At 61.4% G+C, this 13,754-nt stretch carries 9 protein-coding genes; 5 read left to right on the top strand and 4 right to left on the bottom strand.

Going from position 1 to position 13,754, the window contains the following annotated elements; all coding sequences use genetic code 11:
• Positions 1-144: 144 nt before the first annotated feature.
• On the bottom strand, positions 145-699 hold the full coding sequence (locus tag ACIGJE_RS27605; protein ID WP_415086531.1) for a DUF6931 family protein: 555 nt from the start codon (positions 697-699) through the stop codon (positions 145-147).
• Positions 700-1,177: 478 nt separating this feature from the next.
• Positions 1,178-2,935, bottom strand: a complete 1,758-nt coding sequence (locus ACIGJE_RS27600) for a type VI secretion system Vgr family protein (RefSeq protein ID WP_311943585.1) — start codon at positions 2,933-2,935, stop codon at positions 1,178-1,180.
• Between the two features lie 308 nt (positions 2,936-3,243).
• Between ACIGJE_RS27600 and ACIGJE_RS27595 the strand changes: the two genes are divergently transcribed.
• From ACIGJE_RS27595 to ACIGJE_RS27585, 3 genes are all read left to right on the top strand, one after another.
• The gene (locus ACIGJE_RS27595; RefSeq protein WP_415086528.1) at positions 3,244-4,611 is read left to right on the top strand and encodes a sensor histidine kinase; all 1,368 of its coding nucleotides are present in this window, start codon (positions 3,244-3,246) and stop codon (positions 4,609-4,611) included.
• A 279-nt stretch (positions 4,612-4,890) separates the two neighbouring features.
• On the top strand, positions 4,891-6,189 hold the full coding sequence (locus tag ACIGJE_RS27590; protein ID WP_367624590.1) for a type VI secretion system protein TssA: 1,299 nt from the start codon (positions 4,891-4,893) through the stop codon (positions 6,187-6,189).
• 304 nt (positions 6,190-6,493) lie between these two features.
• Positions 6,494-8,818 carry a caspase family protein gene (locus ACIGJE_RS27585; protein WP_415086526.1) on the top strand — a complete coding sequence of 775 codons (2,325 nt, stop codon included), beginning with the start codon at positions 6,494-6,496 and terminating at the stop codon, positions 8,816-8,818.
• An 85-nt stretch (positions 8,819-8,903) separates the two neighbouring features.
• On the opposite strand, the gene ACIGJE_RS27580 is transcribed toward ACIGJE_RS27585, so the two are convergent.
• A complete protein-coding gene (locus ACIGJE_RS27580; protein WP_311943594.1) occupies positions 8,904-9,302 on the bottom strand; it encodes a tail fiber domain-containing protein in 399 nt (132 codons plus the stop codon).
• A gap of 791 nt (positions 9,303-10,093) precedes the next feature.
• Entirely contained in the window at positions 10,094-11,386 is a 1,293-nt protein-coding gene (locus tag ACIGJE_RS27575; RefSeq protein ID WP_367624592.1) for a S41 family peptidase, read from the bottom strand.
• Between the two features lie 353 nt (positions 11,387-11,739).
• Between ACIGJE_RS27575 and ACIGJE_RS27570 the strand changes: the two genes are divergently transcribed.
• A complete protein-coding gene (locus ACIGJE_RS27570; RefSeq protein ID WP_367624608.1) occupies positions 11,740-12,525 on the top strand; it encodes a polysaccharide deacetylase family protein in 786 nt (261 codons plus the stop codon).
• A 185-nt stretch (positions 12,526-12,710) separates the two neighbouring features.
• Complete coding sequence (locus tag ACIGJE_RS27565; RefSeq protein WP_415086523.1) at positions 12,711-13,709, top strand: L,D-transpeptidase family protein; 999 nt, start codon at positions 12,711-12,713, stop codon at positions 13,707-13,709.
• The last annotated feature ends 45 nt before the right edge of the window (positions 13,710-13,754 follow it).

The raw sequence follows: 13,754 nt of genomic DNA, 5'->3' as shown, positions 1-13,754 counted from the left end.
CGGTTGCAAAGTCCTGTCACGTCATGAGGCAAACGATAAATAGAGCGTTTTGTGGAAGAATTGATAGGCCCTTCGATCAAGAAAACGCGCCAAAACAGAGGCTTAGAGCTCAATAGGTTTCCGGGAAATCGCGCCTTGCCACGGTCAGGAACCGCCGCGTCGCAGCAGCGCCACGGCATCGCCGACCAGGTCTTCCATGCCACCAACCTGCCTGGCCATGGGCAGGCAGGCGACCAGCAACGTCAAGCCGACATTCACGGCGTGACCGGTCAGATGCGGGGGCGGCGGGACCGGATGTTCGGGATTGGGCGAGAGACTCCCCCCGCTCCAGCCCGCCGCCAGGGCGGCCCAGGCGAAGGCGCCCTTATCGGGATCGTCCATGCCTGCATCGAGGGCCGCACGGCGGGTAAACTCAATGGGTTTCTTCAGCCAGTCATCGACCAGGCGCAGCAAGTTGGCCTCCGCGCCGCTCGGCGGCTGCGGCCGCTGGCGCAACGCCAGGCTGAGCCATTGCACGGCCTCGCGGCGCGGCAGCACGAAGGCACAGAACATCATGGCCTTGCGCGCGCCGCCCTGCGCCAGCAAGGCCTCGATGAACGCGAAAGGCTCAAGGTCGAGATTATATCCGGAAAACTCGCCATCGAGGTTCGGGAAGGCGTCGATCACCTGCCTGGCCGTCGAGAACCGAAGATGCTTCATCTCGTCTCCTGCGACCGTTCGAATACAGACTCTTGGCTTGCGGTCACGCCTCGGTATCGCATCACTTCGTGCTGCGATGCGTGCTCAGCCGCACCTTGCGAACAAGTTGTGGCCGGGATGACACGAGTGAGCCAACAAGACGGCACCATTCTCAGCGCTAACTCATTGTTTAAACGTATTTTTGCAATTTCCAGCGCTTTCGTCCAACCAAAAATGCTCCGCCGGGTCGCAATCGATTCCTGAAAATCCATCGCGATCCTGCGGATCTCTGGCGTCGCGTGCCGGTTGGACGGCGGCGATACGCCCTATCGCGTTTTTCCGGAGTCGATAAGAAGCGCAAAGACTTGCAGTTACTCCCTCCACCACCAAGGTCGCGTAACCCCGGTGAGCAGTTACAGACGCTTCAGCCAATTCTTTGGATTGGCTTGGAAACAAGGAGTTGGAGCAAAGAAGCGTTCAAACTCGAACGCGTTTTGCTCTAATTGATCAGAACCAGCGCCCCCTGGACCATTAAGGGTGCTGCAGCCGAGACCTGGCCGATTGCGTTCGACTTCAGATTCATCAAGGCATCGGCCTCCAGGGTGATCATGGTCGATTTGAGCTTGATGCCAACCGGGGTCATGGTGAGGGTGCTGTTCCCCACGGTGAACTCGATCTTCTGATTGGCCTTCACCGTCCAGGTCGACATGATGGTCTCGTCCCGGCTGTTGCCGATCTTCACTTCGACATTCTGGCCGATCTCGCGCCGCTCGTCGTTCTCGACCTTGCCTTCGAGGTCGTGCTGGGCGTGGAAGCGGATCAGCTCGTTACCGGCCGTATCGTCCATGATCAGCTCGTTATAGCCCGATCCGTTGAGCGTCTGCGACTTGGTGCCCGAGACGGCGTTGAGCTTGTCCTTGACATAAGGGGCGACATTCTCGGCATTGTAGACGCTGCCCGTCACCAAGGGCTGGTCCGGGTCACCCTCGATGTAATTGACCACGACCTCCATGCCGATGCGCGGGATCTTGACGTCGCCCCAGCCGTTTCCGGCCCAGTTCTGGGCGATCCGCACATAGCGGGACTGGCTCTTGTCGCGGTCCCAGAAGAACTGCACCTCGATGCGGCACTGGTCGTCCACGTCGCTGACCACCAAGGCGGTCTGCGGGCCGTGAATGACAGGCTTGGACGTCACGGCTGGCGCCCGGAACGCAATGTCGAGCGGCTGGAACTCGTAGCTACCGGAATAGCCTTCCTCGCCGGACGCGCCCGTCGAGCGATAGGCCTGGGCGCGGAAGAGATGATGGGCCCGAACGATCAGATATTTGGTGCCCTTGCTGGCCGGGGGATTGCCATCGAGCGTCATGGTGAAGCCTGGGCAGCAGGTGACGGCATCGCCGCCGGCCATCACGCGCTTGTCGATGGCCTGCTCGGCCTCGAGCCTCACATTGGCCAGCGTGGTGCCATCGCCCTTTTCCGTATAGCGGCCAGGGTAGTCGTAGAGTTCGAGGTCGCCATGCTGGTACCGGGCGCTGGCCGCCTTTTCCGCCATCAGGTCGGTGCTGGGCTTGTGGTAGTCGTAATCGTCCAGCGTGACCTTGCCGGAGCGCAGGCGCCGGCCTTCGGCCCATTCGTTCAGCCTGTCCTTGGTCATGATGTTGTCGAGACCGACAGCTGCAAATTCGAGTGCCGCACCGCCGAGCTTGGGCTGATGCGCCGCACTCGCATCCGCCATGACGAGCTTGTGGTCGGACTCGCTGTGTTCGAAATAATAGTAAATTCCGTATTCTTCCATCAGCCTTGAGATGAAGGCAAAGTCGCTTTCGCGATACTGCACGCAATATTCGAGCTGCGGATAGCTTTCCGACAAACGTTGCTCGAACTGGATGAAGCCGCGATTGTTCAGGACCTGGCTGATGATCTCGGGCGCGGTCATGTGGCTGTAGATCTTACAATTGGTGGTCCTGGTCAGCAGCCACAGCCAGGGGCGGAGCACCAGGCGGTAATAGCGCAGATCCTGGTCCCTGCCGATCCATTGCGTCTCCACCAGCACGCCGTTGAAGCTGCGCTTGACACCCTCGTGATGGGACTGGATCTCCAGACGGCATTTGGTGCCGAGGATCTTGTCGAAATCGACCTCGCTGTCGTCGCTGACCACTTCGAGGCGATATTCGAAAAGCTCGCTGAGGCCTTCCGATCCTTCAAAACGGGTGACGACGAGCTTGTCCTTGCCAAGGCTGCTCGTGAAAGAACCCATTCGTGTGTCTTGACCGAATATTTGTGCCACAGCCTGCCCTCGCTTTACCACGTCGGCCAATCAAGGCTAGCTCTGTTCAAGTTCAACGTCCATGCCATAGGCGCTTTGTCGCCTCCCACATTTAGGGGGTCCCAGTCATAGTCCACTCATCTGGGACTGGCGGGTTTCGACATTCTTGCTATTCTTGTTCGAGGGTCGATCGCTTTCCTGAATGAGACGCCTCTCGCGCAGTTGACGAGCGGTTCAGCCGGCCGACCCTGGAGCAAACGCTTTGGGCGTATCGTCGGTTATGGTTTGAGGACGGTGCGATGAGCCCGGTTGCGCAAGATTTGAGGCAGTTGGGGCATCTGCTCGCCACCGACACTTTGGCCGTCATCGCGGCAATTGCCCTGATGAGCTGGCTGCTGCGCCGGCGGGAAGGCGTCCTGGCCTGGCTCTGCTGCGCGGGTGCCGCCTGGTGCGCGTTCAACCTTGCGGGCCTGCCCCAGATCGAAACCCGACCCTTCGGCTTTTCGGTCGGCCGGATCGCCTTGCTCTACCCCCTGCTCTTCACCACGCTCGGCCTGGCGGCAAGCCTGGTCGGTGCAAGCCTTCCTCGCGGCCTGGTGGTCGCGATGGCGCTGGCCTGTTTCGGCCTCGGCGCAGCGGCGATCCCGTTTCACGACCTGGCAACCACGCGGATCGCCGGTCTTGCGAGCCTCGGCGCAGCGCTGCTCCTGCTGGTTTTTTTTGCAACGAGGGCGGAAACGCAGATCGCTACGCCTGAAAAACTGGCGCTGGTGATCCTCTACGCGCTCGGTCTCGCGGCGGTTGGCATCGATCTTTATGCCGGAACGGTCTGGCCCGGCAAAAGCGTGCCGTTCGCACCCTATGCCGGCGTGATCCTGCTCGGCTTCAGTGGCTTCGTCATCCTGCGGCACATCCTGGCCAATGCCGAGGCACGCGAGAGGCTCAACCAGGCGCTCGGCCAACGTATCGAGACCACCAAGGCCAATCTGCTGGCAAGCGAAAGCGCGAGGCACGCCCTCGAAATCGCCCATGCGGTGAAGCTGGAGCGGGAACGCCTGATGCGGGAAATCCATGACGGCATCGGTTCGAGCCTCGTGGCGGCCCTGGCTTCGGCCGAACGCCAGGGCAAGGAGAGCACGACGGCAGTCGTGGCCCTCAAGGGCGCGCTGACCGATCTTCGCGTCGCGGTCGACTCGCTCGAGCCGGTGGAAGGCAATGTCGCCACCCTCCTCGCCAGCCTGCGCTATCGCTACGAGCCCGAACTGCGAAAATCGGGCATCGGCGTCAAATGGATGGTCGAGGACGTGCCCGAACTCGACTGGCTCGACGCGCCGAGCGCCCTGCATGTGCTGCGGATCCTGCAGGAATCGGTCAGCAACACCATGGGCCACAGCAAGGCCACCCAGCTTACCTTCAAATGCAAGATGGCGCTGCTGCAGGGACGGCCCGGCCTCCGCGTCGAGATTGCCGATAATGGCAGCGGCTTCAATATGGAGGCTCCGGCCACAGGCCGCGGCCGCAGGAACATGCTTCAACGCGCGGAGGCCCTCGGTGCCACGCTGGAGGTGCTCAGCAAACGGGGCGAAGGCACCGCCACCATCCTTTGGCTGCCGCTGGTCCGCAGGCAGGGATTGAATCTGGAGGAGGGTCAGGCGGCAGAGCGGTAGACAAGACGCTCATACGCCGAAAGTAAAGGATCGATCGATCAAAAAATACTACCGCCGGCGGCCATGGTCATCGGCAACGATCGGCGCAGCATTTCCGCAGCCTCCCCTATATGGGGGGTTGCGGGTTGAGACGCAGAACAGCATCATTTCCAAAGGCGTTTTGTCATTTGAAGGAACCACGTCAAATCGCAAAGGCGCTCCGGACCAAAAAGTGGGAGTAGAAGTGCGGTTCGGACAAATCGCACTTTGCTTCGGCACAATCCCAACAGGTAGGCCAAGATGGCAGTCTATGCCGGCATCGAAACAGAGATTTCAGCCGACGCTCCCTGCGGGCCGGATCCCGATGCCGATTCCGACGCCCAGAATTTTCTCACCGTCGCCGAAGGCCAACTGCCGGCGAGCTACCGCAGCTTCAACAAGAAGTCGTTCGAGTCCAAGCAGACGCTTGCGGATCTGCGCGTGCATCTGGAGAAATCGCGCGATCTGCGCTATCTCGTCCTGGCGGCCAAGTATCATATTCTCTCGGATGATCTGCCCGGTTTCGTCGACGCCGTCGCAGCGACCAATGCCTTGCTCCTTGCGCAGTGGGATCATTGCCATCCGACCGAGGCGGCCGGCGGCGCCGAACTGAGGTCCGCCTTCCTCAAATCGCTCGACGACTTGCCGACAGTGGTTTTGCCGCTGCAGAGCGCCACCCTGATCACTGACAAGCGCCTGGGCGCGTTGTCCATGCGCTCGGTCCTGGTCGGGGAAGGGAAATTGCCTCCGCGCGAGGGAGAGACAGCCATCGATGCCTCGGGCGTCAGGGATGCCTTTCTGCGTTTCGAGCCGCTGCAGCAATTGGTGGACCTGACGGCTCATCTCGAGGCCATCCTCGCCAATCTTGACAGCCTGCGCCAGCTTTTCATCGACAAGGCCGGGCACGAGGCGGCACCGCAATTCGAGCAATTACCGGATCTGGTGCGCGCCATTCGCACCTATGTCGGCGGCATCGTCACCACGCGGGAGCCGGGCCTTGCACCGGCTCAGCCGGCTGAAGCCGAGAGCACGCGGGAGCAGGCGCAGACTGCCTCTGCATCCTCTGCGCCCGCTCCCCTCGCGCCTTCGGATGTCGCCTCGGTGAAGGAGGCTTCCAATGCGCTGGCGGCGATCCTGGCCTATTATGCCGGCAAGGAACCGTCGAGCCCGGCAAGACTGCTCCTCAAGCAGGCACATCTGCTCGTCGGCAAGTCCTTTGTCGAAGTCATGAAGATATTGGCACCCGGCCTCGTCGAGAAAGCGAAGATCCAGATCGGTGGCACCATGCCCTTTGCCTTGAACTTCGCCCAGCTTTCGGCGCTGGCAGTCGAGGAAGGCAAACCCGACGAGACCGAGGCCGAGGCCCGCACCTATTCTGTCGGGACGCGCGGCGAGGCCTCGGCCCTGATGCGCCAGATCGAAATCTTCTACAACAATATCGAGCCGTCGAGCCCGATCCCCATGCTGATCGAGAAGGCGCGAGCCCTGGTCGCCAAGGACTTCAATGCCCTTCTCGTCGAAATCTCGCGCAAAGATGAGAAGAAGGATGACAAGTCCTGATTCAACCAGGACGACGTATCGGGTAGAATAATACCGGGAGGCACTATCAATGCCCCTGGTCCCTTTTGGCAATCTCGGTCAAATCTTAGATTTGACATCGGAAATTACCAAGTGCCCAAGCCGAGATTGCGTCAGCATTTTCGAAGCTTGGCATCATCAGACACCCGAGGAGCTATGTAAGATATTCTTATTTGCTCTTCTAAGCTTTCGGACTAAGCCGATATCACTATTTCGAGAGTAGCAGGCAATTGTTTCGAAAGCTGATATCATTGGATCAGATATAGTACAGGAGGCGTCGGTGAAGATGCTGACCTCACATCAGGACCGGGACATGCGTCATTGCCTTGACTGGCGAGCCGGGCTATCGGCCGCCGCCCTCGCCGCAGTCATGTTCGCCCTGCCGGCGAGCGTCAAGGCAGCGGAGCGGCGCGTGGCCTTCGTGGTCGGAAACAGCCATTACACGGTCGTTCCCCAGCTCAACAATCCGGACAAGGACGCGCAGGCCGTCGCAGCCGCCTTGAAGCGCGAAGGTTTCGAAGTGGTGTCGGCGCTCGATCTCGACCGCAACGAGTTCGACAAGGCCCTGCAACGCTTCATCCGTTCGCTGCCGGGCGCCGAACTCAGCGTGTTCTATTATTCCGGCCACGGCATCCAGGTGGGCGGCGACAACCGCATCATCCCCATCGATGCCAAGCTGAAGGATCCGGCCGATCTGGAGGTGGAGACGATCAACGTCAAGACGATCTTCGCCTATATGCAGCAGAACTCCAAGACACAGCTCATCTATCTGGATTCGTGCCGGAACAATCCATTCCAGTCCCGCTCGTTCCTGGTCGGCCCCGAAAAGCAGATGGCGGTCGCCGGCGTAGGCCTCGCGCCCCAGACCAGCCCGCCGAGCAGCCTCATTGCCTATTCGACCCAGCCCGGTGCTGTCGCGGAGGACGGCACCGGCGACAAATCGCCGTTCACGGCCTCCATGGTGAAATACTCCTTCACGCTGGGCGTCGACGTGCAGCGCGCGCTCGACAAGGTGACCGACGACGTGTGGGAGGCAACAAACAAGCGCCAGCGCCCGTGGTCGGTCGGCACCTTGACCCAGCCGGTCTACCTGGCCAAGCCGGTCATTCGCATTGCCGCAGCGGCACCCGTCCAGCTTGCCAAGAATACCACCGTGAAGATTGGCCCGGCGCCCAAGCAGGGATCGGACAACTTCGCCGATCAGCAGGCCCCGATACAGGTTGCCGCATTGCTCGGCGAAACCTTCAACAAGCCGCGCCGCGTTCCAATCGGTGTCGGCCAGGTCGCCATGCTGGATGACCTGCCGCTGGTGCGCGCCGCCACCGGCGCGCAGATCCAGATCGCCGCGGCTCCGAGCTTCGGTACGATGTATCTAAACGGAGCGCCGCTGGCCGAGGGCGATGTCGTCGACCAGAACGCCGTCCGCTCCATCACTTTCGAACCTTCGATCGGCTCGGAGGGCAAGGTGCAGAGCGTGCAGCTCAAGGTCGAGCAGCCTGGGGGCGAAGGCCAGGTTGTCACCGGCAAGATCGAGTCCTTCGTGCCGATTTGCGACGACAAGGCGGGCGAGCCACTCGATCCGCAAGGCGTCACTCTCGGCAAGTTGCCGAACGAGATCGACGCCAAGCCGGCCATCGCCGCCTGCAGCGAGGCCGTCGCCAAATTCCCCACTGTCGCGCGCTATAAATACGAACTCGGCCGCGCCAAGCTGGCCGACAAGGATGTCGCGGGCGCCATCGAACTCTTCAACGCGGCCGCCGATGCGGGCTATACGCGCGCCTACTACGAACTCGGCTATTTGGCCGAGCGCGGTCTCGGCCGCTCACAGGACCTGGTCGAGGCCAACCGATTGTTCAAAATGGGCGCCGAACGCGGCGATCCCTATGCCATGCTCGCTTATGGCCGCAATCTCACCCTCGGGCGCGGCGTGCCCAAATCCGTGGACGAGGGCGTCAAGCTACTCAATCGGGCCGTGGAACTCGGGCACACCTATGCCATGAACACTGTCGGTGCCATGTACTATTATGGCCAGAACCTGCCGGCCGATCCGAAGCGCGGCATCAAGTTCTACGAAGCGGCGCTGGCGCGGCACGACATCTATGCCATGCGCAACATGGGCATCGCCTATCTCGACGGCAAAGGCGTGGCGCGCAAGCCCACCATGGCGATGGAGCTGTTCAAGCAAGCCTCCGAGGGCGGACATCCCAGCGCGCCCACCAATATCGGCGCCATGTATTTCAAGGGCAATGGCGTCAAGAAGGATCTGGCGAGCGCCATAAGCTGGTATGAGATCGGTGCCGAACGTGGCGACTTCTACGCGGCATCCAATCTCGGCTGGATCTATTCCAAGGGTCCGGCGGCGCAGCGCGACCTGGAGAAGGCCGCCTGGTATTCGAGCCTCGCCATCGCACTCGACGCTTATGGCGAGCACAAGGATGAGGGAAAGAACCTCAGCGCCTTGCCGCTGGCCGAGAAGAAGAAGGTCATCGACAAGCTCAATGCCGAATTGGGCAGCGATGCGGTGGCCCCGACATCGGATGTCGACGACACCATCGTGCTGGCTGCCCGCAAGGCCTGGCAGAAGCGGAACCCCCGTCTCGACCTGTTCTGAAGCAGGGCCGCCATACCGGCAGAGCGCGGCTTTTCTCCATGGCATCGAACCTGGCTTGCCGCCAGGTTCGATGCTGCCGTCGGCATTACGCGCCGCGCCCGAGCAGCTGCGTCGACCTTTGATAGTCCGCCAACATCATCATCTTCACATCGATGCGGTCATAGTCGACCATGAAGTAGCCGCTGTCGGTCCGGATGACCGCGTCGGGATGGATCTCCAGAAGGTCCTGGGCCATGACGCCGACATAGACCGGACCACCCCAGACATAGCGGAAGCGATAGATCGTCAGGCCGCTGGGAGACTGGCCGATGGCACGGATATCGGTCTTGAGCCGGCGATCGGACCAGCCACCGCCACCGCCCGAACCACCGCCGCCGCCACCACCGCCACTTCCGCCGCCCCCGCCGCTACTGCCGGCAGGCATCCTGTCGCGTGTATCGTCGCCGGCATCCGGCTCCATGATCACGCGCCTGCGGCGGGGCATCGTCGTATGGTGAGGCCGGGCGGGCCTGATCCTCCGGCGCGGCGGCTCCGGTTCATCCACATAGATGGGTTCGTTGGGGTAACCTGACGCGCAGCCGGCAAGCACAACGGCCAGCCCGCTTCCCAAGACCCCAAACAGCAGGCCCCGCCGAACTTCAAATTTGCTCGTCATCGGTATCTCCTAAAATCTGGCGGGCACACACCGCGCCGATATGGATCATAGCAAGTCCAGCGGATTCAGGCGTGACAGCCCGCACAGAGGAGCGCGCCGAATAGGATGACGCCGCCCCTTAAACTGACCGAATGGTCAACAAAATAAACGCCGAGACGACGGCCCCGGCGCAAATATAGAACAAAACTTGTTCTTGACATAGGCGTACTCGATCTTTGCAAAGCACTCGCATGACTTAAGGCATCAACGCCGGCCGCGCACCGGGTTCATCAAACACGGCTTCAATTCCGAGGAGTTGGCTTCGCCCCTATCATGGCCAAAGTCATTCCCCTTCCGTGAGCACGTGATCTCCAAGCAGGACTCGCCTCGCCCGCGTTTTATTCCCGGATTCGGTCAAGCGGATCATGCGGCGATCGACGGCGCTCGCTCTTGGGTACAATGCCCTCGGGGCTGCCATCCGGCGGTGAGGGCGATATGTGCAAGATCATGCCGTTTTCGCACGGCCGCACGGATATCGCCCAAGAACGTCCTGCGATTTGAATGAATTACTTCAAATCGCAAAGACGTGTCTAAGCAAAAAGTCGGAGCAGATAGGGGTTCGCCCTTGAACGCGCATCACCCTAGGATGGGCGCCCCTGCAGGATGCCGATCGCCTTGTTGAGCTGGGTGTCGTCCTTCTCGTTGGCGGGCACATAGGCCGAGGAGCCGCCTTCTTCGGCCTTGTCGGCATCCGGATTCGCCAGATGGCCCTTGAGGCCGGATTCGCCCTTCGTCTCGTCGGCACCCTTGAGATCGTCCGGCACGTTCTCCTTCACCACGATTTCGGGCTCGATGCCCTTGGCCTGGATCGAGCGCCCGGAGGGGGTGTAATAGCGCGCCGTGGTCAGGCGCAGCGCGCCGTCGCCCTGCAGCGGGATGATGGTCTGCACCGAGCCCTTGCCGAAGGAACGCGTGCCGACGATGGTGGCACGCTTGTGGTCCTGCAAAGCGCCGGCCACGATTTCCGAGGCCGAAGCCGAACCGCCATTGACCAGCACGACGATGGGTTTACCTCCCGTGAGATCGGGCCCGTCTGCAGCAAAACGCTGCACGTCGTCGACGTTTCGTCCGCGTGTCGAAACGACCTCCCCGCGCCCCAGGAAAGCGCCGGAAACCGAAACGGCCTGGTCGAGCAGGCCGCCCGGATTGTTGCGCAGGTCGATCACATAGCCCTTGAGCTTGTCCTGGCCGATCTTCTTGCTCAGCTTGTCGATACTCTTCTTCAGGCCGTCGAAAGTCTGCTCGGTGAATTGAGTGATGCGGATATAGCCGATACCTCCGGCTAACTCTTCATCCCTCACCGAGGCAACCTTGACGATGTCACGCACGAGCTTGACATCGAAAGGCACTCCCTTGCCCGCCCGCAGGATCCTCAACGTGATCGGTGTGTTGACCGGCCCGCGCATCTTGTCGACGGCCTGCTGCATGCTCAATCCCTGAACCGCCTCGCCATCCAGCGCAGTGATCACGTCGCCCGCCAATATGCCAGCCTTGGAAGCCGGCGAGTCGTCGATCGGCGATACGATCTTGAGGACGTTGTCCTCCATGGTGACCTCGATGCCGAGCCCGCCGAACTCGCCCTTGGTCTGCACCTGCATGTCCTGGAAGCTCTTGGCGTCCATGTAGCTCGAATGGGGATCGAGCGAGGCGAGCATGCCGTTGATGGCCCCCTCCACCAGCTTGCCGTCATCGGGTTGTTCGACATAGTCCGAACGCACCCGCTCGAACACTTCGCCGAACAGGTTGAGCTGCTTGTAGCTGTCGGCCAACGCGGCCTGAGCCCGACCGACGAGAAGAAAATGGGGTTGCGTCAGGGCAACCGTACCGAGCACGCCGAGCGCGGCTCCCGTGGATATGAGGGCGAGATTACGCATCAGGGTCTCATCTGTTGGCGGCCAAGTTCGAGTTCGAACGTACTCGATGCGCCTTCCATTCCCTCTTCCAAATCGCCCCAGGGAAGGCTGACAACACTGATACCGCGATTATGGCTGCATTTTGTTGTTCGTTCTTCACCGTCCAAATCGTGCTCGCCCTTCAATGAATGCGGGCCCGGCGTCTCCATGGCAGACGGAGTCATGGTTGTAGCTTTTTTCCTCGAAAAGCATTTTGATCGATCCTCGAGGTCTCGGTGAGGTTCAAGGCAGTGTCGCGTATCCGGAAGGCCGTTTCGAAGCAAAGGCATGGCAACACTCCTGGCCGGATATGCCTGGGCATCGTGACCTTCCTCATGGCGCTGTCATCGGTGCTGCCGGCCGCCCCTGCTTCAGCCGGCCAACAAAGGCATGAAGCACGGCAAAGCCCCACGCCCTGCGTGGCGTTGACGTTCGATGACGGGCCGGACATGACGCTGACCCCTCTCCTTCTCGATATTCTGGCCCGGGAAAAGGTCCATGCCACCTTCTTCGTGGTCGGCAAAAGGCTGGCTTATTCGCCCGGCCTGGTACGGCGTGAATTTCTCGAAGGCCATGAGATTGGCAATCATACTTTCGACCATCGGGCACTCACCGAACTGACAGATGGCGAAGCCATCGCCGAAGTGGAACTGACGGATGAGGCGGTCATGGAAGAAACCGGCCAGAGGCCGGATGTCTTTCGCCCGCCCTGGGGCAAGATCGATGCTCGCATCAAGGCGGCCTTGCGTGGTGCCGGCCTCTGGCGCCGAATGGCACTTTGGGACTTCGATTCCTTCGACTGGCTCGACGACACAGCGTCTCTGACCAGGCTGATCGGCGCCGGAGCCCCGGCGGGAGCCGTGATCCTGATGCATGATATCCATGCCAGCACCATCGAGGCCGTGCCGGACATCATCCACACCCTCAAGATGCGAGGCTTCCGGTTCGCGACGGTCGGGCAATTGCAGGCTTGCCGGCATGGGACGGAACCGGGCGCCGTATCGACGGCGCCTCATGCCTTGCCCGCACCGTCCCGCGATGCCCCCTATGGCAGCCTGGCCCATGCCCTGGATGCCATCGCCCCCTTGAAGGAATACATCGCTCATCGGCTCGGCTCCTGACGGCATGCTCGCGGGTGAAGGAGCCTGACTGCACCGGGCATGAAGCAAAGGCGGGTCAATCGCGAGTGCGCCCGATGGCGGGCGGCACGCAAGGCGCAGGCTGGGGATGGTCGCGAGGCGGGAACCAGATCAGCCGTACCGCGTCCTAGGAACAGGTACTTCGTCCCGGTCCTGGAGTGAGGTCCATGTTCAGGCTGCTTCTCGCCCTCACATGTGCACTCGTCTGCGGTGCCACGCAGGCCGCCAAGCTCGACCTCGATGGAGTCGATCGGGCGCAATTCAGCGAGGGCGAGCCGAAGGATGTCGATCCGATGCTGATCAAGGCGCAGATCCTTCTCGATCGCGCCCGCTTTTCGCCCGGTCTCATCGACGGCCGCCTTTCGGACAACTTCACCAAGGCCGTCGCGGCCTTCCAGGCGACGAACGGCCTGGCATCCGACGGCAAGCTCACCAGGGAAACCTGGGACAAGCTCGCGGCGACCTCCGTCGCCCCCGTGCTGACGACCTATGAGGTGACCCGCAAGGACGTGCGCAGCCGCTTCACCCGGCGAATTCCCACGCGCATGGAAAGGATGGCTCGTCTCAAACGGCTCGGCTATCGCAACCTGCGGGAGCAATTGGCGGAGCGTTTCCACGTCAGCCAACAATTGCTGACGATGCTCAACCCCGGTGCCCGTTTCAAAAAAATAGGTACAAGCCTGACGGTGCCTTATGTCGGCCGCAGCGCGCAACCTCCTGTTGCTGCCAGCATCGAGGTCGACAAGGCCTCCCGCCAGATACGTGTACTCGATCCTTCAAGCAACGTCCTTGCGGTTTACCCCGCCTCGATCGGCAGCGAGGAGAAGCCGGCCCCGAGCGGCTTGGCGGAGGTCAGGCACGTGGTGCACAATCCCACCTATTACTACGATCCGAAATTCGCCTTCAAAGGGATCAAGACCAAGCGTCCCTTCACCATTGCCGCCGGGCCGAACAATCCGGTGGGATCGGTCTGGATCGATCTTTCCATCGAAAGCTATGGCATCCACGGCACGCCCGACCCCGGTAAGATCGGCACGACCTTCTCGCATGGCTGCATCCGCCTGACCAACTGGGACGCCGAGGACCTCGCCACCATGGTCAAGCCGGGCGCGAAGGTCGAATTCAAGGGGGATACGGTGCAAAGCGAGAGCGAACGCTCTCCGTAAAGGCCTGCACGTCCTGCAACCGCCTCTACCGGGTACGGCGCTCAG

Source organism: Labrys sp. E2SS-1L (assembly GCF_057073705.1).
Note: the sequence above shows the minus strand (reverse complement) of the source record. Positions and strands in the feature narration are given on the sequence as shown.